Below are 19,954 nucleotides of genomic sequence, written 5' to 3'. Positions count from 1 at the left end.
CATGTCGGAGCACTCAGCGAACCCCTCAGCGGCCGCCGCGACCGGTCGCTCCCGTGCGGTCAAGGCGGTCATCCCGGCCGCCGGCCTGGCCACCCGGTTCCTGCCGGCCACCAAGGCGGTCCCGAAGGAGCTGCTGCCGGTCGTCGACCGGCCGGTGCTGCAGTACATCGTCGAGGAGGCCACCCAGGCCGGGCTCAACGACGTGCTGCTGATCACCGGGCGCGGCAAGACGGCCATGGTGGACCACTTCGACCGCCGGCCCGATCTGGAGGAGCGGCTGGCGAAGAAGCCCGAGCTGCTGGCCGCCGTCAAGCGCACCGAGGACCTGGCCGAGATCTACACCTGCCGGCAGCCCGAGCAGCTCGGCCTCGGCCACGCCGTCGGGTACGCCGAGGCCCACGTCGGCGACCAGCCCTTCGCGGTGCTGCTCGGCGACGAGTTCGTCAAGCCGTCCGAGCCGCTGCTGCCGGCGATGCTGGAGCTCCAGGCGCGCACCGGTGGCGTCGTGCTCGCCTTCTTCGAGGTCGACCCGGCCGAGACCACCCGGTACGGCATCGCCTCCGTCGAGCCGGCCGAGCCGGAGTTCAGCGACATCGCCGAAGTCGTCAAGGTCACCGGCCTGGTGGAGAAGCCGAAGCCGGAGGACGCGCCGAGCAACCTGGCCGTCCTCGGCCGGTACGTGCTGCCGGGGCGGATCTTCGACGCGATCAAGCGGACGAAGCCGGGCAGCGGCGGCGAGATCCAGCTGACCGACGCGATGGAGCTGCTGCGTATTGAGGGGGTGCCGGCGCACGCCATCGTCTACCGGGGCACCCGCTACGACACCGGCATGCCGCTCGGCTACCTGCAGACCGTGGTCCAGATCGCGGCCGAGCGGGAGGACCTCGGGGCCGAGTTCCGCAAGTGGCTGGCCGAGTTCGTGAACAACGGCGACGAGACCGTCACCTCGGCGGTCCTGGAGGGGATGCGCAAGGCGTCGGGCGGTCCGAATACATGACCGCGACGGCCGACGCCGAGGCGGCCGCGAACGAGTTGACGCCGCTCGCCGACTACCTGGGCAGCGTGCTGCGCAGGTTACGCGCGCTGCCGCCGCTCGACCTCGACCTCACCCAGGCGTACGGCAACGTTCTCGCCGAGGACGTGGTCGCGCCGCACTCGTTCCCCGCCTTCGACCAGGCGGCGGTGGACGGGTACGCCGCGCGCTGGGAGGACATCTCCGGAGGGAGCCGGGGGCCGGGCTACGTCCCGGCCCCCTCCGGTATTCCCGGTGGCCGCAGCATCCGGCTGAACGTGGTCGGCGACCTGGGCGCGGCGAGCTGGCGGCCGGTCCGGCTCACCCCCGGCTCCTGCTTCTCGGTGGCCGCGGGCGCGCCGCTGCCGATCGGCGCCGACGTGGTGGTCCCCGTGGAGTGGACCGACCAGGGCATGGCCGCCGTGGAGATCTTCCGTGCTCCCAAGCGGGGGTACGGCGTCCGCCGGGCCGGTGAGGAACTGCCCGCAGGCACCCTGCTCGCCCGTGCCGGCACGTACGTCTCGCCCGCCCTGGTCGCCGTCTTCGCCGCCACCGGCATCGGGCACGTCGTGGTCCGGCCCAGCCCGCGGGTGGTCATCGTGGCCACCGGCGACGAACTGGTCGACGTGGGCCGGGGCAGCCAGCCCGGCCAGGTGGTGGACACCAACTCGCACGCGTTGACCGCCGCCGCGGCCGAGGCGGGCGCGCTCGCGTACCGGGTGGGGATCTGCGACGACGACCCGGAGGCGCTGCGCGGCCTGCTGGAGGACCAGACGCTGCGGGCCGACCTGATCATCACCACCGGCGGCACCGGCACCGGCCCCGGCGACATGGTCCGCCGGATCCTGTCCCGGCGGGAGGGCGGCCGCGCCGGGCCGGTCACCTTCACAGAGGTCGCCCTCTATCCCGGAACGGCCCTCGGGTTCGGTACGGTCGGCGCCGAGGAGGTGCCGGTGGTGTGTCTTCCCGGTGAGCCCGGCGCGGCGCTGATCGGCTTCGAGGTGCTGGCCCGGCCGGCCATCCAGCTGCTGGCCGGCGCCGAGCCGGTGTTCCGGCCCAGCGTCCGCGCGCACCTGCTGGAGACCGTCTCGTCCCCGGCGGGGCTGCGCGAGTTCCGCCCTGCGCACGTGGCCGAGCGACGCGGCGGCGGGTACACCGTCCAGCCGCTCGCCGGTGGGCCGTTCACCCTCTCCGGCCTGGCCGAGGCGAACGGCCTGCTGGTCCTCGGCGAGCGGGTCACCACGGCGGCGGCCGGGTCGACTGTGGACGTGCTCCTGCTGGACCGGCGTCGGTGATGTTCCGACGGCCGCCCGGCTGGCCGGCGGTGCTGGTGGACGGTCCGGTGGTGCTGCGGCCGTACCGGCGCTCCGACGCGGGGGCCTGGTCGGAGATCCGGCGCGCCAACCAGGCGTGGCTGTCCCCGTGGGAGTCCCACCTGCCCGGGAGCTGGGACGAGCTGAACTCGCCGGCCGCGTTCCGCTTCGTCCACGCCGACCAGCGGCGCTCGGCGCGTACCGGGGAGGGCATGCCGTTCGCGGTGTGCCTGCGCGAGGACGGGCGGGAACGGCTGGTCGGCCACCTCAACGTGGGCAGCATCGTCCGCCGGGCGTTCTGCTCCGGGTACGTCGGCTACTGGGTGGACTCCCGGGTGGCCGGCCGCGGGGTGATCCCCACTGCGGTGGCGCTCGCGGTGGACCACGCCTTCGGCCCCGGCGGGCTGCACCGGATCGAGGTGAACATCCGGCCGGAGAACGCCCCGTCGCGGCGGGTGGTCGAGAAGCTCGGCTTCCGCGAGGAGGCCTACCACGTGCGCTACATGCACATCGACGGCGCCTGGCGGGACCACATCGGATACGCGATGACCAGCGAGGAGGTGGCCGCCGAGGGCGGCCTGCTGGCCCGGTGGCACCGCGTGCGTGACAGTCGAAGGTGAACCGTCCCACCCGCCACGCCCGGCGCGGCTTCCGGTGAACCGGGTCGGCGGCCCGTAACCTCAAGTAACTGCAAGCTGTGGCAAGCGCTGCCGGGACCGCACGATCTGCGCCGTAAACGACGGCCGACGGAACAAGTTGCGGCAGAGTGGCGCTCGCCCCGAATTCGGTGACGGGAGGGGTGAGGGTGCCGACCTCGGTGCTCCTCGCCGTCCTCGCCGCCGCCGGCCTGCTCGCCCTCGCGCCGGCGCTGGTCCGCCGGTACGACGCCACCGAGCGGCTGGTGGCGGAGCGGGCGCAGTCGACGGCGCGGGTGCTCCAGCGCCGCCGTCGCCGGCGTACCGTGCCCGGACGGCGACCGGTGCATCCGCCCCGCACTCTTGTTGTCACTCTCAGTGAAGATTCCGATACGGGGAGTCTCGCCCCGCCGGTCTCCGCGCCCCCGGCCCGGCGCCGCCCCGGCCGGCTCCGGTCGGTGTCACCCGCCCCGGCCAGGTCCCACCGACGGCACCCGCCGAGGCGGCGCCAGACACCGGCGATCTACCGCCGCCGCCGGGTCCTCGCCGCGCTGCTGCTGCTCAACTTCGTCGAGCTGATCGGCGTGGTGCTGGTCAGCCCCGGGTTCTGGATCAGTGTCTCGGTGACCGGCACCCTGCTCGTGGCGTACGTCGTACACCTGCGGCAGCGCGCGCTGGCCGAGCGCCGGCGGCGGCGCGCGGAGGCCCGGGAGGCCGCCTGGCTGGCCGCCCGCCAGGCCGAGGTACGCCGTGAGCAGGCCCGTCGCGCCGCAGCCCGCCGCGAGGCGCAGCGGCGCCTGGCCGCCCAGCGGGAGGCGGTCCGGCGTACGGCGATGGGCCTGGACCGGCCGGCGGACCTGCCACCGGCGGCGAGCGGCGGCTCGGTCTCCTACCGCCGGGCGGGCGGGCTGCGCGGCCGGCCCTACCAGTCCGGACGCGGCGCCTGAAAATTCTGTCCGCCGGTTGTCGAATCCGGCTGGTGCCGTTCGACGGGTTGGTGAAGGCCGGCGCAGGGCCGGCCACCACCGACGCACAGGGAGCGCATCATGGCCAAGATCGTGTCGAACTTCTTCATCTCGCTCGACGGTGTCGTGGAGCGGCCCGACCAGTGGCACTTCCCCTACTTCGACGACGAGATGGGCGCCGCCGTCGGCCGCGGGGTGGAGGCGGCCACGGCGTTCCTGATGGGGCGCAAGCAGTACCAGGAGTGGGCCGAGTACTGGCCGAACAAGGCCGACGGCGACGACGGCGGCTTCGCGGGGTTCATCAACTCGGTGCCCAAGTACGTCCTGTCGAACACGCTCACCGAGGCGACCTGGCAGAACACCACCCTGCTCAGCGGCGGGTCCGAGCAGGTCGCGGCGCGGCTGCGGGAGATCAAGGAGCAGTCCGACGGGGAGATCGCCCTGTCGGGCAGCACCACCACGGTCCGCTGGCTGCTGGCCAACGGGCTCCTGGACGAGCTGCGGCTGCTGGTCCACCCGATCGCCGTGGGGCGCGGTCAGCGGCTGTTCGAGGAGACGCCGACGTACCCGCTGCGCCTGGTGAGCCACGAGACGTTCAAGAGCGGGGTCCTCAACCTCGCGTACGCCCCCTCGCGGGACTGACCCCCGGCTTGGAGATCTTGGCGGGTTTGGGCCTCTCCGGGGGCCTTTTCCCGCCAAGATCTCCTCATCCGGTGGTGGGGTGATTCGCACCGGGGGGCGATGACCTGTTAGCCTTGTCGCCGGCCCGCCCGGTGCATGCCGGGTGGGACCGACGCTGGTTCGCCAGCGGAGGGGCTGTGGCGCAGACCGGTAGCGCACCTCGTTCGCATCGAGGGGGTCAGGGGTTCAAATCCCCTCAGCTCCACCCAGTTCAGAGGCCGTTTCCCGTGTGGGAGACGGCCTTTTTCGATCTTGTACAGCAGCTCACAGGAACTGCTCGCCGAGCCGGGTGAGAGCTGTTTCGGTCGCCTCCGAGGCGACCTGGGCGTAGACGTTCATGGTCACGGCGATCTGACTGTGCCGCAGGATCCGCATCATGACCCCGAGGTGGACGTCGAGGGCCACCAGCAGTGGCGACCCTGCCATCGGTCAACTCGCCGCCCTGCTGTTGATGCGGGACGTCGACCTGCTTGCCCCAGGCGATGAACCAGCCTTGCCGCCGGTCGTGGTGTGCGGGTGTGGTGACGGTGATCTGCGGGGCGGCGGGGACGGCCTCCTCCAGAAAAGATCTATGCAACCGACGGGAGTACCCGCACGTGTTCGTGCTGCCCGCCCACGAGGGTGGCACCACGGGAGGAAGGAAACGTGACCGCAGTGATGACCGCAGCCGCGGCCGCACCTCGAGCTTCGACAAAAGACGACCAGCGCGATTTCGACGAGTTTTATGCGGCGAAGTTCGATGTCCTCCGATCGCAGCTCTACGCGTACCTGGGTGACCGAGCAGAGGCACAGGATCTGGTCCAGGAGGCGTTCTGCCGCGCTTACACCAGGTGGGCCAGGATCAGGAAATACGAAGACCCCTATGCCTGGGTGCGCCGGGTCGCATGGAATCTCGCCACCAGCAGGCTCCGGCGACAGAAGACGTCCGCGATGTTCCTGCGTCGCCAGCGCGAAGAACATCACGACGGCCCATCGCCAGATCGCGTGGCGCTGGTCGCGGCCCTATCCAAGATATCGCCGAAGCTTCGCAAGGCCGTCGTCCTGCACTACCTGGGCCAGTTATCCGTCGCGGAAATCGCTCTGCAGGAAGACGTGCCCGAGGGCACCGTAAAGAGTTGGCTCAGCCGCGGAAGAACCGCCCTCGCTGAGCACCTCCAGGGATGACCGGAAAGGAAAGTCTTATGTCTGAGAACTTTGACAACCTCATTAACGACGCCATCGCCGAATTCGATGCGGTGGAGCGCTCCTCCCACCTGCCGGCACCGGGCGCCCCCGCAGTCCGCCACAAGGTGGCGGTCCGGCGGAGAGCCCGCCTCACGGCATTCAGCGTGGCCGGTGCGTTGCTGATCGCCGTGCCGATCGCTGCCTACGCCGCCAATCCACAGGGCAACAACTCGCCACCAAATGTGATCGGATCCGCCAGTCCTGTCGAATCGGCCAGTCCGACACCGTCGCTCGCCCCGTCGTCGGCTCCTGCTTCGTCGGCACCAGCGACGTCGACTCCAGCACCGGCCGACCTGCGCAACGCCACGCTCAACCTCCCGGCGTTCCCGGGCGTGGAAGACGAGTGCAAGGCGAAGGGGACGAGAAAATTTGTCAACGGTACGACGACGCCCGCGGATGGCGTGAAACTGGTCATCGGGGAACTGTCCCCCATCATGGCCGACCTCGATGGCGTGCCAGGCAACGAGGAAGTCACCACCATCCGTTGCCAGAACGACGGGTCGATGAACGTCACCCAGCTGCTGGCGCTGAAGGTCGCCTCGGACGGTGCACTGACACCGTTGGGATACGTGATCAACTCGGCGGACACTCCCAACGTGGCCGCGACGTTCTCCCGCGAGGCCATCACGGTCGATAACGGCGTCGTCCGGCTCGCCGTATATGGCGCGTACCAGACCAACGGGTGGCCGGCCTGCGACCGACAGGTGCGGGGCTACGCGTTCCGGAATGGTGCCTTCCGTCAGGTGAGCGGTCCGACCACCTTCCAGAAGCCATCGAAGGACTTCCACGAGGTCGACTTCCGCAACACCGGCCTCCTCATGGGCCGCAGGAATCCCGACGGGTCCGGTCGGGTCTACTGCGTGCCGATGGTGAATGGGGTCGGCGAAGCCGACCTGGACAACGGCGACGACAAGGGCACCACCCGCTACACGATCACGATCGGCGCCGTTTCCTTCGTCAACGCCAGCGACGGCGAAGCGACGTTCGCCATCCTCACGTTGCGGTCCCCCAGCGGCGAGATGTCACAGACCCTGCAATCCTTCCAGCAGGATGGGGACTACCCCCTCGGCTGGGAGGTTCTTCGGTCGGGCACCAACGGAGTCAGCCGTATCGAGAAGGCGGTAGTCAGCGGGAGCACCGTGCAGGTGACCGTTACGACCTCAAGCGGAAACCAGGTGTGGTCGTACCGTCCCTCCGCAAAAAATCAGAGCTGGCAACGAGTCGGCTGACAGCTGCTCCAGAAGCGCCGGGCCCGCCTGAGCAGGGCGGGCCCGGTGCAGTGCCTCCGCACCTTGCCGAGTCGGCTGCCCGAGCAACGATCATTCCGTCTCGCTGCACGTCCGGGACCCGTCGGCGCGGGCACAACTGGTGGTGACCATCAAGACGGCTGTCTATCCGGATCTGATGTTGGTGCGGCCGTGCCGCCTGAGGTTGCTTCGGGTTTCGTGTAGAGGATCTCGCGGGCCTGCTCCGCGGCGCGGGCGATGCTCTCGCCGACGAAGTCGACGAAGCGGGCGATGCTCTCGAGGCGGGCGGCGGCCGGGGTGTCGGGGCCGAGGATCTTGACGCCCTGCCGAGCGGTCTCGGCGAGCTGGGCGTTGGATCGGGCGCCGGCGATCATGCCCTGGTACCAGACGTCGTCGTCGACAACGTAGCGCTCGCGGCGGCGTTCGTCGCGTTCCCGGCGGATGAGGCCCTGGCGTTCGAGGAACGTGATCGCTTTGGAGATGGACGCCGGGCTGACCTGGAGGCGCTGGACGAGTTCGGACGCGGTGAGGCTGCCCGCGTCGGTGGTGTAGAGGCAGGTCAGCACCCGGGACATCATCTTGGGTAGGCCCTGGTGCATGAGCAGGGCGGTGAACGTCTCCTCGTACTCGCGCACGGCCTCGGCGTCGCGTCCGTGGGCCTGCGGGGGCGCCTGCGGTCCTCGGCGGGTGGCCTGCCTGCGCCGGTGGGCGCGACGTTCGGTGGCGTGGTGGGCCAGGTCGGCACGGTAGGCGGTGGGGCCGCCGTTCCGCATCACCTCACGGGTGATCGTCGAGGTGGGGCGGTCGAGGCGTCTGGCGATCTCCGCGTAGGCGAGCCCGTCGGCCAGCCCCAGCGCGATCTGCTGGCGTTCCTGCTGGGTCAGCCTGCCTCCCGGCATCGCGATCTCCCTTCCCGCTTCCTTGTGCCTCCAGCATAGCGTTCACTCCCCATCCAATGCAACGAACGCGGGCATGGCTGTTGCGTTAGCAACACGACCGTTGCAACGATAATCCGTCCTCTACCTGCCTAGACGCTCTCGACGTGCAACGAGTTCGTTGCGTCATCCTTGAACGCAACGTAGCGTTTCCGGAGTCAGAAACGACAAGCGCAGGAGGAGAGCCGCGATGCAGAAGTTCGACACCCCCACCCCGATCTCCGCCGTCCTCGACATCCCCGCGGGGCGCGTCCAGTTCATCGCCGCCGACCGCGCCGACACCACCGTCGAGGTCCGGCCCGCCGACCCGGCCAAGAGCCGGGACGCCCAGGCCGCCGAGCAGACCAGCGTCGCCTTCGCCGACGGCGTCCTGCGGATCCGCACCCCCGAGCCCAGGAACCAGCTCTTCGGCCCCTCCGGATCGCTCGAGGTCACCGTCCAGCTGCCCGCCGGCTCCCGCATCGAGGCCAGGGCCGCCAGCTCCGAGTTCCGTGGCGTCGGCCGCCTCGGCGACGTCGCCTTCGACGGCGCGTACCGCCAGATCAAGATCGACGAGGCCGCGAGCGTCCGCCTCACCGCGACCGACGGCGACATCGAGGTCGGCCGGCTCAACGGCCCCGCGGAGATCAGCACCGCAAGGGGCGACATCCGGATCGCCGAGGCCGTACGCGGCACCGTCGTGCTCCGCACCCAGTCCGGCGACATTTCGGTCACCGCCGCCGCCGGCGTCTCGGCCGCCCTGGACGCCGGCACCGGCTACGGCCGCATCAGCAACGCCCTCAAGAACGATGGCGCCGCCGAACTCGACATCCGCGCCACCACCTCCCACGGCGACATCGTCGCCCGCAGCCTCTGAAGGAGCACCACCATGACCAACCTGGCCATCGCGGCGAACGGGCTGCGCAAGTCCTACGGCGACAAGATCGTGCTCGACGGCGTCGACCTGGCCGTTCCCGAAGGATCGATCTTCTCCCTGCTCGGCCCGAACGGCGCCGGCAAGACCACCGCCGTCAAGATCCTCTCCACCCTCGTCTCCCCCGACCCCGCCTCCGGCGACATCCGCGTCGGCGGCCATGACCTCGCCACCGGCGCCCAGGCGGTCCGCGCCGCGATCGGCGTCACCGGCCAGTTCTCCGCCGTCGACAACCTGATCACCGGCGAGGAGAACATGCTCCTCATGGCCGACCTTCACCACCTGTCCAAGGGTGAAGGCCGCCGCGCCGCCGCCGAGCTCCTGGAGCGCTTCGACCTCACCGACGCCGCGAAGAAGCCCGCCTCCACCTACTCCGGCGGCATGAGGCGCCGCCTCGACCTCGCCATGACGCTGGTCGGCAACCCGCGGATCATCTTCCTCGACGAGCCCACCACCGGCCTCGACCCCCGCAGCCGCCACAACATGTGGCAGATCATCCGCGAGCTCGTCTCGGACGGCGCCACCGTCTTCCTCACCACGCAGTACCTGGAGGAGGCCGACGAGCTCGCCGACCGTATCGCCGTGCTCAACGACGGGAAGATCGCCGCCGAGGGCACCGCCGAGGAGTTGAAGCGGCTCATCCCCGGCGGCCACGTCCGGCTCCGCTTCACCGATCCGGCCTCGTACCGGTCCGCGGCCTCCGCGCTTCGCGACGCCACCCGCGACGACGAGTCCCTCGCGCTGCAGATCCCTTGCGACGGCAGCCAGCGGGAGCTCCGTTCCATCCTCGACTGGCTGGACTCGGCCGCCATCGAGGCCGACGAGCTGACCGTGCACACCCCCGACCTCGACGACGTGTTCTTCGCCCTGACCGGCGGTGCCGGCGTCCCCAACCAGCCCAAGGAGGCCGTCCGATGAGCTCCCTCTCCCTGGCCGTACGCGACTCGTCCACGATGCTGCGCCGCAACCTCCTGCACGCGCGGCGCTATCCGTCCCTCACCCTGAACCTGCTGCTCACCCCGATCATGCTGTTGTTGCTCTTCGTCTACATCTTCGGCGACGTGATGGGCTCGGGCATCGGCGGCGGCGGCGCCGACCGCTCCGAGTACGTCGCGTATGTCGTCCCGGGTCTCCTGCTGATGACCATCGGCAGCACCGTAATCGGGACCGCGGTGTCGGTCTCCAACGACATGACCGAGGGCATCATCGCCCGCTTCCGCACGATGGCGATCCACCGCGGTTCGGTGCTCGTCGGGCACGTCGTCGGCAGCGTGCTGCAGTCGGTCATGAGCGTGGTCCTCGTCGGCGCAGTCGCCGTGGCCATCGGCTTCCGGTCCACGGATGCCGGCGTCCTGGAGTGGCTGGCGGCGTTCGGGCTGCTCGTGCTCTTCGCCACGGCGCTCACCTGGATCGCGGTCGGCATGGGCCTGATCAGCCCGAACGCCGAGGCCGCGAGCAACAACGCGATGCCGCTGATCCTGCTGCCGCTCCTCTCCAGCGCCTTCGTCCCGGTCGACGCGATGCCGGGCTGGTTCCAGCCGATCGCCGAGTACCAGCCGTTCACGCCCGCCATCGAAACCCTCCGGGGATTGCTGCTCGGCAGCGGGATCGGCCACAACGGGTGGCTCGCGGTCGCCTGGTGCCTGGGGCTCGCGGTGCTCGGCTACTTCTGGTCGACCTCGAAGTTCAACCGCGACCCGAAGTAACCGCCCTGACCGCGCGGGTCGCCTCCCGCAAATCGTCCCGCCCGAGGGCGGCGTGCTCCGACACCACGTCGGCGTACGCCGCCCGGTCGGCGTTCTCGGCCACTCGCCGGGTGCGGCCCAGGGTCAGCTCAGGACCTGTCCGGATCAAGGTGACATCCTGTCCGGCATGGCCGATCTCTCGCTTGCCGATGCCGAACTGGCCGCCTTCATCGAGGCCGTTCGGCGGGATCCCGGACCTCCCGCCCGGGCTGTGGGGGCGGCGGAACTGCGGCGTGCGCAACGGCTTCGCGTCGAAGCGCGCCCGCCAGGCCCGGAGATCGCCCGGGTCGAGGATCTGGCCGTCGGTTCGACCGCCGTACGGGCCCGCCTCTACCGGCCGTCGGCCGTGGCTCAGCCGCTGGTGGTGTTCCTCCATGGCGGGATGTGGACGATCGGCGATCTTGAGTCGCACGACCGGGCGTGTCGCCGCTTGGCGTTCAAGACTGACACGGCCGTACTGAGCGTCGACTTCCGCCGAGCTCCGGAGCACCCGTGGCCGGCGGCCGTCGACGACTGCGTGGAGGTCATCCGGGCCGCGACCGGCGAGGGTTCGATCGCCGGCATCGGGGGACCGACCGTCGTCATGGGCGACAGCTCTGGCGGGAACCTCGCCGCGCTCGCCTGCCTGCGCCTGCGCGACGAAGGCGGACCGCTGCCTGCCGCCCAGATCCTGGTGTATCCCAACACCGATCTGACACTCTCCCATCCCAGCGCGCGGACGAAGGCCACGGGTTGGGGCCTGACCACCGACGACGTCGCCTGGGGGGCTGAGCAATGGGTCCCGGACCCCTCCCGGCGCGCCGACCCCGACGTCAGTCCGGTGTTCACCGCCGACCTCGGCGGGCTGCCGCCCGCCGTCGTCGTCACCGCGGAGCACGATCCGCTTCGAGATGAGGGCAACGCGTACGCGGCTCGGCTGGCGGCCGCGGGCGTTGCGGTCAGGCATCGCTGCGAGGCCGGGATGGTGCACGGATTCCTCACCCTCGACACCATCTCACCCGCCGCCGCGGCGGCCGGAGACCGAGTTTTCGCCGACGTCGCCGATCTGGTGGCAGAGCTGGCGTGACCTGCCGCGCCCAGCCGTGACCGGCAGCGGTGCGCCCGAACCGGAGCGGGGGCGCTCCGGTTCGGGCGTCGGTGGCACCGCGGTGGCCTACCAGGCCGCGTTGATCACATACGGAGCCGGGTTCGGGACGTTGTGCCACTCCGCCACGCTGGGCGGAATCTGCTCCCAGCGGGTCTCGCCCACCTCGCACTCCTGGACGGTCGGGAACCACAGCACCTCGGGCGCCTGGTGTCCGATCAGGAAACGCAGGCCGTAGAGCTGGACGGCGTGGTCGGGCAGCGGCCCGCCGACCCACGCCACCTCGGTCACCCGGCCGTAGCCCTGGCCTTCGCCGTGCGCCCGCGTCACCTCGATGGTCCAGCCGGGTACGGGCTCCGGGTCGACCAGGTACACGCCTTCGGGAATCTGCACCCGCACGGCCGTGGTCGGCGAGCCGGCGCAGCCGTGACCCACCCGGAAAGCCGTGTGGAAGAACATGGTGTCCGCCGTGTTCGGGGTGGTCACCACGTGCGCGCTGGCCGGCACCGCCGCGACCCCGACGGCCACGGCGGCCGCCACCAGCACGACACCGACACGTCGCATGAGTTTGATCACTGGTCACTCCTCCGGACGCTCTGGATGCTCGTCGCCGTCAGCTCGTCCGCCCCGGCCCGGCACCGGACACAGCATGGTGAGCGTCCGCCGCCGTGTCTTCGCTCAGATTGCTGCGTTCCTCCGGGTCGGCGGTGAACCGTCGCAGGCGCCTCGGTGCTCACCCGACCATCGGCGACACCGCGCTGCGCGGTCGGCCTTGACCTGGGGAAACGGGCGGTGGTCCCGGTGGATGTCGCGCCCGCGACCGGCAGTCCCGAACACCCCAGAAGCAACCCGGCGACACCACGACCACGCCAGGTCCGCGGTTAGGGGTCACGCCCTTCGGGCAGGTGTGGGGCCGGCTCGGACCATCGGCGCGTTGCCGCACCCGCCGCTACAACCTCGGAACCTTCACCTGCCCGACCTGGTTGGCGCCGGCCGGCGGGAAGATCTACGTCGGCTACGGCTGCCAGACCGGCAAGGGCAAGCTCGGGTCGATCGACGTACGCGGGGCGACGCCGGTCGTGGCCCTGGACCTGCCGCTCGACGGCGAGTACTACTACCCGCCGCTGCTCCGGAGCACCCCGGCCGACCCGAATCTGCTGCTCCTGGTCGACCGGTCGAGCGTCTCGTTCCCCATCTCGGGCCGGCCGATCCTGTACGACGTCTCGTCCGGGACGCCGTCGCACGTCGCGTCCCTGGCCGGGTCGGCCTGCACCGGCCTGCACGACGCCGCACTGACGACCGACAAGGTGATCCTGGCCTGTTCCTACCTGTGGGACCCGCAGACGAACTCCCGCGTGGCGGCCACCGAGCATGTGGCGTACTCGACGACGGACCTGTCGCCGGCGGGCGCGTACCCGTCCGGGACCTGGCCGACCGCCGTGACGACCTCTCCGGGCGGCTCCTTCGTCATCCTCGGTTCCAGCGAGAGCGACTCGATCCACGTCGCGCGACCGGACGGGACCCCGGTACGCCGGTACGACCTCCCGCCGGGCGACCACCTCGAGGTGCGGGGCCTGGCCGTCAGCGCCGACAGCCGCACGCTCTACGTCGTCACCACCGATCAGGACCGGAAGAATCCGGCCCTACGGGTGCTGACCGACTTCACCACCACCGGATCCTCGCTCCTGCTGTCCGCGCCGGCGACGAGCACCCGCACCGCGCCGGTCACCGTCCGCGGGACGGTGGCGTTCGCCGGCGCGAGCGTGTCGACACCGCGGACGCTGCGGGTGGTGAAGCAGGACCTCACCGGCAGCCACCCTTTGCCCGACGTCACCACGAGCGCGGACGGGTCGTTCTCGTTCTCCGACACGCCGCTGGTCGGCGGGGCCAACACCTACACCGTGACCTTCCCCGGTGACAGCACGCAGCCCGCGACGAGCCAGTCGGCCACCGTGCAGGTCTCGCGCGCCGCCACCGCGCTGAGCATCACGGCGAAGGCGACCCACGGCCGCCGCGCGACGGTGACCGCCCAGTTGGGCACCACCTACACCAACCGCACGGTCTGCCTGTACGCCCAGCCCTACGGGTCGAGCCGGCGGACGCTCACCTGCCGCGCCGTGGACGCGTACGGCAAGCTGACCGCCACCTATCGGACGTACCAGCGGGTCACGTTCAGCGCCAGCTTCGCCGGGGACGAACGGTACGCCCCCGCCGAGGTGTCGCAGCGCATGTACGGGTTCCTGCCGAAGCCCGGGATGTTCCGCGGCTACTGACGGCCCCGACCCGGCCAGGACCTGGATGGGTCGACCTGGCCGGGTCGGCAGCGCACGGATCAGGTGCTGAAGTCGTCCCGAGTGTCCCGGGGCTCCTTCTGAACGTGTTCACCGGGCTGTCTGCCCCGGATCTCGTCCTGTCGTATCACCTGATCCGCTTCGGCCCGTTCGGCCCGGGTCATGTCGCCCATCCGCGCCCGGGCCGGCCCGGCCACCTGCTCGAGGTTGTCCTTCGACCGCTCGATGGAGCTCATGTCGCCTCCCTGCCGTCGTGGGCGAAACGGGATACCACTCCTGACCCGCGTCCCCGCCGACAGCGCCCGGAAACCCGCCGACGGCGAAGGCCCGGCGCGGTGGGGCGGGCCGCCACCTCACGGGGGCGGGCGTCAGGCGCGATCGCGGACGGCGGCCCGCAGCGCCGCGACGCAGGCGGCCACCGCCGGGTGGTCGCCCGCCCCCTTCCGGTACGCGATCCGGGTGCGCCGCCGCAGGTCGAGCGGGACGAGACGGACCCCGTCGGGTGGCTGGCCGACGGCGAGGTCCGGGACCAGGGCGACCCCCTGGCCGGCGGCCACCAGGGCGAGCATCGCGGTGAAGTCGTCGGCGTGGTGCCGGACGGTCGGTGGGTAGCCGGCGAGCTGGCAGGCGTGCAACGCCACCGCGTGGCAGAGGGTGCCGGGGCTGCCGAGGATCCAGTCCGCGTCCCGCACGTCGGCCAGCGTCCGCGCCTCCAGGGTGGACGGTACGGCCAGGTGGACGGTCTCCTCCAGCAGCGGCGTCGAGTCGAGCGCCGGATCGGGGGAGGTGGGGACGACGTCGTAGTCGTGGGCGAGGGCCACGTCCAGGCGGCGGTCGCGCAGGGCGTCCGGCACGTCGACCGGGTCCAGTTCGGTGACCATCAGGTCCAGCGCGGGGTGGTCGCGGGCCAGCGCGACCAGGGCCGGCGGCAGCAGGGTACGTACCGCGCTCGGATACGCCCCGATGCGTACCGTGCCGGAGAGCCCGCCCCGGGCGGCGGCGAGGGTGGCGTCGGCGGCCTCCAGCGCGGCGAGGACGACCTCGGTGTGCCGGACCAGCGCCTCCCCGGTGGGGGTGAGGGCCACCCGGCGGCCGGCCCGTTCCAGGAGCGCGACCCCCGCCTCCCGTTGCAGGGCGGCCAGTTGCTGGGAGACGGCGGACGGCGTGTAGGTGTGCGCCTCGGCGACGGCGGCGATGGTGCCCAGCCGGGCCAGGTCCCGCAGCAGTCGCAGGCGGCGGACGTCGAGCATGAAGCCCAGCTTACGCATCCGTTGAGCAATCGGAACTGGTTCTTCAGGGTTGCCCGGCGCAGGCTGGAGGCATGACGCTGCACGGGTTGTACGTACCGCTGATCACGCCCTTCGACGAGCGGGGCGACCTCGCCCGCGACGCCCTCGCGGCTCTCGCCCACGAGGTGCTGGACGCCGGGGCCGCCGGCCTGGTGGCCCTGGGCACCACCGCCGAGCCGCACGCGCTCGCCGACGCGGAGCGGCGTGCGGTGGTCGACGTGCTCACCGGGGTCTGCCGGGATCGCCGCGCCCCGCTCCTGGTCGGCGCGCACACCGCCGAGGCGCTGCGCGCGCTGGCCGGCGACGTCACGGCGGCGCTCTGCCTGGTACCGCCGTTCCTGCGGCCCGGCGAGGAGGCCGTGCTGGCCCACTTCGCCCGGCTCGCCGACGCGTCGCCGGTGCCGCTGGTCGTCTACCACGTGCCCTACCGGACCGGGCAGGAGCTCTCGGCGGGGGCGCTGCGCCGGCTGGCCGGGCTGCCGGGGGTGGTCGGGATCAAGCACGCGGTGGGCGGGATCGACGCGGACACCGTCGCCTTCCTGGCCGACGTACCCCCGGGTTTCGCCGTGCTCGGCGGCGACGACGCGTACGTCTCGCCGCTGCTCGCCCTCGGCGGGCACGGCGGCGTCCTGGCCTCGGCGCACGTCGCCACGGCCGACTTCGCCGCGCTGGTCACGGCCTGGCGGGCCGGGGACGTCGCCCGCGCCCGGCCGCTCGGCCACCGGCTCGCCACCCTCTCCCGGGCGCTGTTCGCCGAGCCCAACCCCGCGGTGATCAAGGCGGTGCTGCACGCCCGGGGCCGGATTCCGACGCCGGCGGTCCGCCCGCCCCTGCTGCCCGCCAGCCCGGCGGCCACGGCGCGGGCCCTCCGGTACGCGGACGAGTTGGCGGCGGTCCCGGTCTGACCGACCGACGTGGACGGCGAGGACCCGGCCTGGCTCTTCGCGGCCTGGCGGTCCCTGTCCCGCTCCGGTTGACGGCACGGAGGCCGTCCCTCGGCGGGGACGGCCTCCGTGGAGGTCACGCCGTCGGCTGGGTGTCCGTCCAGCTCGCGTCGACCACGGCCTGGTAGCCGAGCAGCCGCCCCGTGTCGGCGTCCCAGGACTCCTCGGCCAGCGCCATCCCGGTGCGCGGGTCGACGATCAGCCGGGTCTGTCCCAGGCCACCGTCGCCGCGCCGGGTGTAGGCCACCGCCATGCCGGGGCGGCCGTGCGGGTCGGTCACCGGGCCCAGCTCGGTCACCCCGTCCAGGCCGGCGAGCATCCGATAGGCCGCCGCCCGGACCTGCGGGGAGGCCGGCAGCTGAAGCACCAGCTGGTTCCCGCTCCAGTACAGGTACTCGGTGTTGCTCTCGCCGCCCTCGTACCGGCTGAGCAACGCCGCCCGCAGTGCGGCCGGGTCGGTGGGTAGCGCGGCGAGTTCCGCGCCGGTGACGGACATCCCGCCGAGCAGATAGTTCCGGGCCGGATCGAGGCCGTTGGGGGTGCGCAGCCGACGGGATCCCGGCGCGGCGGAGAACTGCCCCCACCGGCTGGGGGAGCCGGCCCGCCGCCAGGCCGCCTCGTCCGCGGCGTCGACCGGCCGGGCCCCGAGGGGCTGGAAGAACACCCAGGTCCGGTCCGCCGGGTCGGTCGCGTACCAGGTCTCGACCCGCATTCGCACGAGGATGTCGTACCGGCCGCCGGTCGGGCCGACCTGGCGGACCTCGCCATCCTCCACGACGGTCTTCCAGTACCGGCCGGTACCCGCCTCGGTGCCGGCCACCGTCTCGGCGGCGGCCAGCAGGAGCTGTCGGGCCGTGGCCGGCGCGGTGGCCGGGGCCGGCACCGGCGCCTTCGCGGCCGGGCTGGGGGTGGCGCCCGGGCGGACCGCCACGACCACCGCGAGCGCCCCCGCCGCCAGCGCCGGCACCAGGCCGGCGGTCAGCACCAGCCGGCGCCGCGCGACCGGCCGGACCGCGCGCCGGTCGGGCTCCGGCCGGGGGTACGCGGTGACGGCCGCCGGGTCGAACCGGGCGTCACCCGGGTCGAGCCGCGCGGGGCGGGACTCGGACAGCAGTTGCAGCACATCTCGACGCCGACTCATCGGCTGAACTCCTTCACACTGAACGCGGACGGGACCCGACGGACGACCTCGTCGGCGGCGGAGGCGGCCTGTTCCAGGCGGCGGCGGGCCCGGTGCAGCCGGACCGCGAAGGTGGCGACCGAGCAGCCGACGACCCGGGCGGCGGCCCGGTGCGACAACCCCTGCCAGGCCACCAGGGTCAGCAGCTCCCGGTCGGCGTCGCCGAGCTGGGCCAGGGCCCCGAGGACGGCGGCCCGCTCGGTCACCCCGTCGGCCACGTCACCGCCCGCCTCGTCGACCCAGGCCCGCATCTCCGCCGCCAGCGACGCCTGGCGTACCTCGTCGCGGTAGCGCTCGCGGACCACGTTGCGGGCCACCCCGAGCAGCCACGGCAGGGGCGTCGCCGGGACCTCGGCGAGCCGCCGCCAGGCGACGAGGAAGGTCTCGCTGACGATGTCGTCGGCGAGCTGCCGGCCCGCCCGGCTCACCGCGTACGCGTACACCGGGGCGTGGTGTGCCTCGTACAGCTCGGTGAACCGGGCCCCTGCTTCTGCTGCATCCACTGGCTGCTGCTCCCTGTCGCCGGAGGTGTGCCGTCACCAGGTAATGCGGGTACCGGCCCGGTTCTTACCGACGGATCCCGGAGAACGCGGACGGGGGCCGGTCCCGGGTGGGACCGGCCCCCGTCGTGGGGCGTCTCGGCTCAGGGCTTCCAGGAGCCGGCGGGCCGGAAGTTGTGCTGGTACTCCACCACGCCGTTCTTGTCCTTCACGTCGAGGACGAGCTGGCCGGTCCGCTTGGTGCCGACCGGCAGGTCGTTGCCAGAGTTGAGCAGCTTGCCGCAGCCGGAGAAGGCCCCGGAGATGCCGCTCTCCTCGCTGCCGTCCGCGCCCTTCCAGCGGAAGTAGAACGGGTTGACCGAGCCGGTGCCCTTGGTGACCTCGGCGGTCACGTCGGCGATCAGGAACATGCCCTTCTTCGGCCCCGGCATGAACTCCTGGCAGGAGTCCTTCTTGGTGCGGAAGTTGCTGAGCGTGATCTCGATGGTCCCGTCGTCGTCGTTGATGATCAGCGTGTCGCCCGGCGCCATGTTGAAGGTCTCGCCGTCGGTCGGACGGGCGTCCGGGGTCGAGCCCGACTCGGCGGGGCTGGGGGTGTCGAACGGGTCGACGGTCGGGGCCGAGGTGGGCAGGCTCGCGATCGCCTCCTCCGCCTTCTTGCCTCCGCTGTAGATGGCGAAGATGCCGCCGCCGCAGCAGAGCAGCAGCAGGACCAGCGCGCCGACGCCGAGGCCGATCCAGAGCCCCTTGTTGGACTTCTTGGTCGGCGGCGCGGCGAACGGCTGGCCCGGCGCGGGCGGGTACGCCCCACCCGGGGCCGGCGGGAACTGCCCGGCGGGCGGGTACGGGGCACCCGAGGTCGGCGGCTGCGGCGGGTACCCCCCGCCTGGGGCGACCGGCGGCGGGTACGGCGTGCCGGAGGTCGGCGGCTGCGGCGGGTACCCCCCGCCCGGGGCGGCCGGCGGCGGGTACGGCGTGCCGGAGGTCGGCGGCTGCGGCGGGTACGGCGCGCCCGAGGTCGGCGGCAGCGGCGCGAACGGGTCGCCCGGCGTCGGCGGCTGCGGCGGGTACGGTGCGCCCGAGGTCGGCGGCGGCGCGTACGGATCGGCCGGCGGCGGCGCGTACGGGTTGCCGGGCACCGGCGGCATCGGCGCGGTGGGGAACGGCTGCGTCGGCGGTTCCGGGGGCTGCTGGTTCGGGTCCTGCGATCCGAACGGAGGCTGAGGGTTACTCACCGTTCTCCTTGGCGCCTTCGAAGATCTTCAGTCGGAACGACGGTACAAGTCGCCGGCAAGCCGGCCGCGTGGCCCTCACCCCGATACCAGAACGGCGGCGGTGCGTACCAGATCGGCGTCGACGGCGAACCGGCCGGTGATCGATGCCGGACGATCGGACACGGGTGCCGCGTCGAGCCGGGCGGGAGCGATCCGGGCGGTGAACGTGCCCGCCTCCGGGTCGAGGGTCACCCGGGCGTCGTGGAAGTCCAGCCACGTGCCGACGACCGGCCACCAGACCTTGTAGACGGTCTCCTTGACGCTGAACAGCACGGTCGGCCAGGGTGCGCCGGCGGGCAGGCGGACCAGCTCCGCCTCCTCCTCGGGCAGGCACACCTTCCGGCGTACCCCCGGGGTGAGCTCCCGGTGGCGCTCGGCGTCCATGCCGACCGAGCGCAGCTCGGCGGCGCGGGCGACGGCCGCCGCGCAGTAGTCCCGGGTGTGGGTGATGGTGCCGACCACCCCCGCCGGCCAGACCGGGGACCGGTCGGGCGCCGAGGGGACCGGCGTGGGTGGCAGCCCGAGCCCGGCCAGGGCCCGGCGGGCGCACATCCGGCCGGCGGTGAAGTCCCGGCGCCGGCCCGCCACCGCGCGGTCGGCCAGGCAGGCCAGCTCGGCGGGGAGCAACTCGCCGGCCCAGTCGGCGGGACCGGCCACCGCCACCGCGACCGTCGGCGGCAGGAGGTCACGCACGAGGAGAACGTAGCGCAGTGATGTAACAC

The 19,954-nt window shown here is 72.2% G+C and carries 22 protein-coding genes and 1 tRNA gene; 14 read left to right on the top strand and 9 right to left on the bottom strand.

Features of this window, described 5'->3' with window-relative positions; genetic code table 11:
• The first annotated feature begins 1 nt into the window (after position 1).
• The 6 genes from ACGFI9_RS06910 (at position 2) to ACGFI9_RS06885 (ending at position 4,811) form a co-directional block, all read left to right on the top strand.
• Positions 2 to 997, top strand: coding sequence for a UTP--glucose-1-phosphate uridylyltransferase (locus ACGFI9_RS06910; RefSeq protein ID WP_393175818.1), 996 nt, complete (start codon positions 2 to 4; stop codon positions 995 to 997).
• Positions 994 to 2,307: a gephyrin-like molybdotransferase Glp gene (gene glp / locus ACGFI9_RS06905; RefSeq protein WP_393175816.1), complete on the top strand. Its 1,314-nt coding sequence runs from the start codon at positions 994 to 996 to the stop codon at positions 2,305 to 2,307. Before ACGFI9_RS06910 ends, glp begins: the two co-directional genes overlap by 4 nt.
• Entirely contained in the window at positions 2,307 to 2,945 is a 639-nt protein-coding gene (locus tag ACGFI9_RS06900) for a GNAT family N-acetyltransferase (RefSeq protein ID WP_393175814.1), read from the top strand. Before glp ends, ACGFI9_RS06900 begins: the two co-directional genes overlap by 1 nt.
• A 179-nt stretch (positions 2,946 to 3,124) precedes the next feature.
• Positions 3,125 to 3,907, top strand: a complete 783-nt coding sequence (locus ACGFI9_RS06895) for a hypothetical protein (protein WP_393175812.1) — start codon at positions 3,125 to 3,127, stop codon at positions 3,905 to 3,907.
• 99 nt (positions 3,908 to 4,006) lie between these two features.
• Positions 4,007 to 4,567, top strand: coding sequence for a dihydrofolate reductase family protein (locus ACGFI9_RS06890; RefSeq protein WP_393175810.1), 561 nt, complete (start codon positions 4,007 to 4,009; stop codon positions 4,565 to 4,567).
• 170 nt (positions 4,568 to 4,737) lie between these two features.
• Positions 4,738 to 4,811 (top strand) — tRNA-Ala (locus ACGFI9_RS06885).
• 59 nt (positions 4,812 to 4,870) lie between these two features.
• Here ACGFI9_RS06885 and ACGFI9_RS06880 read toward each other — a convergent pair.
• Positions 4,871 to 5,032 carry a hypothetical protein gene (locus tag ACGFI9_RS06880; RefSeq protein ID WP_393175808.1) on the bottom strand — a complete coding sequence of 54 codons (162 nt, stop codon included), beginning with the start codon at positions 5,030 to 5,032 and terminating at the stop codon, positions 4,871 to 4,873.
• Between the two features lie 228 nt (positions 5,033 to 5,260).
• Here ACGFI9_RS06880 and ACGFI9_RS06875 point away from each other — a divergent pair, with 228 nt between their 5' ends.
• Positions 5,261 to 5,770 carry an RNA polymerase sigma factor gene (locus ACGFI9_RS06875; protein ID WP_393176642.1) on the top strand — a complete coding sequence of 170 codons (510 nt, stop codon included), beginning with the start codon at positions 5,261 to 5,263 and terminating at the stop codon, positions 5,768 to 5,770.
• A gap of 17 nt (positions 5,771 to 5,787) precedes the next feature.
• The gene (locus ACGFI9_RS06870; protein WP_393175806.1) at positions 5,788 to 7,059 is read left to right on the top strand and encodes a hypothetical protein; all 1,272 of its coding nucleotides are present in this window, start codon (positions 5,788 to 5,790) and stop codon (positions 7,057 to 7,059) included.
• 149 nt (positions 7,060 to 7,208) lie between these two features.
• On the opposite strand, the gene ACGFI9_RS06865 is transcribed toward ACGFI9_RS06870, so the two are convergent.
• Entirely contained in the window at positions 7,209 to 7,976 is a 768-nt protein-coding gene (locus ACGFI9_RS06865) for a helix-turn-helix domain-containing protein (RefSeq protein ID WP_393175804.1), read from the bottom strand.
• 226 nt (positions 7,977 to 8,202) lie between these two features.
• Here ACGFI9_RS06865 and ACGFI9_RS06860 point away from each other — a divergent pair, with 226 nt between their 5' ends.
• The 4 genes from ACGFI9_RS06860 to ACGFI9_RS06845 all read left to right on the top strand — a co-directional run bounded on the left by ACGFI9_RS06860 (position 8,203) and on the right by ACGFI9_RS06845 (position 11,736).
• On the top strand, positions 8,203 to 8,868 hold the full coding sequence (locus ACGFI9_RS06860; RefSeq protein ID WP_393175802.1) for a DUF4097 family beta strand repeat-containing protein: 666 nt from the start codon (positions 8,203 to 8,205) through the stop codon (positions 8,866 to 8,868).
• A 12-nt stretch (positions 8,869 to 8,880) separates the two neighbouring features.
• Positions 8,881 to 9,843, top strand: coding sequence for an ATP-binding cassette domain-containing protein (locus ACGFI9_RS06855; RefSeq protein WP_393175800.1), 963 nt, complete (start codon positions 8,881 to 8,883; stop codon positions 9,841 to 9,843).
• Complete coding sequence (locus ACGFI9_RS06850; protein WP_393175797.1) at positions 9,840 to 10,631, top strand: ABC transporter permease; 792 nt, start codon at positions 9,840 to 9,842, stop codon at positions 10,629 to 10,631. The genes ACGFI9_RS06855 and ACGFI9_RS06850 overlap by 4 nt, the downstream gene beginning before the upstream one ends.
• Positions 10,632 to 10,797: 166 nt before the next feature.
• On the top strand, positions 10,798 to 11,736 hold the full coding sequence (locus ACGFI9_RS06845; RefSeq protein ID WP_393175796.1) for an alpha/beta hydrolase: 939 nt from the start codon (positions 10,798 to 10,800) through the stop codon (positions 11,734 to 11,736).
• Between the two features lie 87 nt (positions 11,737 to 11,823).
• Here the strand turns inward: ACGFI9_RS06845 and ACGFI9_RS06840 are convergent, their stop codons facing one another.
• Entirely contained in the window at positions 11,824 to 12,330 is a 507-nt protein-coding gene (locus ACGFI9_RS06840) for a YcnI family protein (protein ID WP_393175794.1), read from the bottom strand.
• A 329-nt stretch (positions 12,331 to 12,659) separates the two neighbouring features.
• Between ACGFI9_RS06840 and ACGFI9_RS06835 the strand changes: the two genes are divergently transcribed.
• The gene (locus tag ACGFI9_RS06835) at positions 12,660 to 14,027 is read left to right on the top strand and encodes a hypothetical protein (protein WP_393175792.1); all 1,368 of its coding nucleotides are present in this window, start codon (positions 12,660 to 12,662) and stop codon (positions 14,025 to 14,027) included.
• A 59-nt stretch (positions 14,028 to 14,086) separates the two neighbouring features.
• Here the strand turns inward: ACGFI9_RS06835 and ACGFI9_RS06830 are convergent, their stop codons facing one another.
• Together ACGFI9_RS06830 and ACGFI9_RS06825 are read right to left on the bottom strand one after the other, a co-directional pair.
• The gene (locus ACGFI9_RS06830) at positions 14,087 to 14,281 is read right to left on the bottom strand and encodes a general stress protein CsbD (protein ID WP_393175790.1); all 195 of its coding nucleotides are present in this window, start codon (positions 14,279 to 14,281) and stop codon (positions 14,087 to 14,089) included.
• 132 nt (positions 14,282 to 14,413) lie between these two features.
• Positions 14,414 to 15,295 (bottom strand): LysR family transcriptional regulator, encoded by an 882-nt coding sequence (locus ACGFI9_RS06825; RefSeq protein WP_393175788.1) that lies wholly within the window; start codon positions 15,293 to 15,295, stop codon positions 14,414 to 14,416.
• Between the two features lie 71 nt (positions 15,296 to 15,366).
• On the opposite strand from ACGFI9_RS06825, the gene ACGFI9_RS06820 reads away from it, so the two are divergent.
• A complete protein-coding gene (locus ACGFI9_RS06820; protein ID WP_393175787.1) occupies positions 15,367 to 16,239 on the top strand; it encodes a dihydrodipicolinate synthase family protein in 873 nt (290 codons plus the stop codon).
• 115 nt (positions 16,240 to 16,354) lie between these two features.
• On the opposite strand, the gene ACGFI9_RS06815 is transcribed toward ACGFI9_RS06820, so the two are convergent.
• The 4 genes from ACGFI9_RS06815 to ACGFI9_RS06800 all read right to left on the bottom strand — a co-directional run bounded on the left by ACGFI9_RS06815 (position 16,355) and on the right by ACGFI9_RS06800 (position 19,925).
• Positions 16,355 to 17,419 carry a CU044_5270 family protein gene (locus ACGFI9_RS06815; RefSeq protein ID WP_393175785.1) on the bottom strand — a complete coding sequence of 355 codons (1,065 nt, stop codon included), beginning with the start codon at positions 17,417 to 17,419 and terminating at the stop codon, positions 16,355 to 16,357.
• Positions 17,416 to 17,961 (bottom strand): RNA polymerase sigma factor, encoded by a 546-nt coding sequence (locus ACGFI9_RS06810; RefSeq protein ID WP_393175783.1) that lies wholly within the window; start codon positions 17,959 to 17,961, stop codon positions 17,416 to 17,418. Before ACGFI9_RS06810 ends, ACGFI9_RS06815 begins: the two co-directional genes overlap by 4 nt.
• Positions 17,962 to 18,101: 140 nt before the next feature.
• Positions 18,102 to 19,193 (bottom strand): hypothetical protein, encoded by a 1,092-nt coding sequence (locus ACGFI9_RS06805; RefSeq protein WP_393175781.1) that lies wholly within the window; start codon positions 19,191 to 19,193, stop codon positions 18,102 to 18,104.
• Between the two features lie 75 nt (positions 19,194 to 19,268).
• Complete coding sequence (locus ACGFI9_RS06800) at positions 19,269 to 19,925, bottom strand: 4'-phosphopantetheinyl transferase (RefSeq protein WP_393175779.1); 657 nt, start codon at positions 19,923 to 19,925, stop codon at positions 19,269 to 19,271.
• Positions 19,926 to 19,954: the final 29 nt, after the last annotated feature.

Origin of the sequence: Micromonospora sp. NPDC048930 (assembly GCF_043197935.1) — a bacterium.
Lineage (GTDB): Bacteria > Actinomycetota > Actinomycetes > Mycobacteriales > Micromonosporaceae > Micromonospora.
Note: the sequence above shows the minus strand (reverse complement) of the source record. Positions and strands in the feature narration are given on the sequence as shown.

What these genes read in the sequence shown, in the direction of transcription:
- ACGFI9_RS06910 (WP_393175818.1), top strand. Translation starts at nt 2, where the DNA reads ATGTCGGAGCACTCAGCGAACCCCTCAGCGGCCGCCGCGACCGGTCGC.
- glp (WP_393175816.1), top strand. Translation starts at nt 994, where the DNA reads ATGACCGCGACGGCCGACGCCGAGGCGGCCGCGAACGAGTTGACGCCG.
- ACGFI9_RS06900 (WP_393175814.1), top strand. Translation starts at nt 2,307, where the DNA reads ATGTTCCGACGGCCGCCCGGCTGGCCGGCGGTGCTGGTGGACGGTCCG.
- ACGFI9_RS06890 (WP_393175810.1), top strand. Translation starts at nt 4,007, where the DNA reads ATGGCCAAGATCGTGTCGAACTTCTTCATCTCGCTCGACGGTGTCGTG.
- ACGFI9_RS06880 (WP_393175808.1), bottom strand. Translation starts at nt 5,032, where the DNA reads ATGGCAGGGTCGCCACTGCTGGTGGCCCTCGACGTCCACCTCGGGGTC.
- ACGFI9_RS06870 (WP_393175806.1), top strand. Translation starts at nt 5,788, where the DNA reads ATGTCTGAGAACTTTGACAACCTCATTAACGACGCCATCGCCGAATTC.
- ACGFI9_RS06865 (WP_393175804.1), bottom strand. Translation starts at nt 7,976, where the DNA reads ATGCCGGGAGGCAGGCTGACCCAGCAGGAACGCCAGCAGATCGCGCTG.
- ACGFI9_RS06860 (WP_393175802.1), top strand. Translation starts at nt 8,203, where the DNA reads ATGCAGAAGTTCGACACCCCCACCCCGATCTCCGCCGTCCTCGACATC.
- ACGFI9_RS06855 (WP_393175800.1), top strand. Translation starts at nt 8,881, where the DNA reads ATGACCAACCTGGCCATCGCGGCGAACGGGCTGCGCAAGTCCTACGGC.
- ACGFI9_RS06850 (WP_393175797.1), top strand. Translation starts at nt 9,840, where the DNA reads ATGAGCTCCCTCTCCCTGGCCGTACGCGACTCGTCCACGATGCTGCGC.
- ACGFI9_RS06845 (WP_393175796.1), top strand. Translation starts at nt 10,798, where the DNA reads ATGGCCGATCTCTCGCTTGCCGATGCCGAACTGGCCGCCTTCATCGAG.
- ACGFI9_RS06830 (WP_393175790.1), bottom strand. Translation starts at nt 14,281, where the DNA reads ATGAGCTCCATCGAGCGGTCGAAGGACAACCTCGAGCAGGTGGCCGGG.
- ACGFI9_RS06825 (WP_393175788.1), bottom strand. Translation starts at nt 15,295, where the DNA reads ATGCTCGACGTCCGCCGCCTGCGACTGCTGCGGGACCTGGCCCGGCTG.
- ACGFI9_RS06820 (WP_393175787.1), top strand. Translation starts at nt 15,367, where the DNA reads ATGACGCTGCACGGGTTGTACGTACCGCTGATCACGCCCTTCGACGAG.
- ACGFI9_RS06815 (WP_393175785.1), bottom strand. Translation starts at nt 17,419, where the DNA reads ATGAGTCGGCGTCGAGATGTGCTGCAACTGCTGTCCGAGTCCCGCCCC.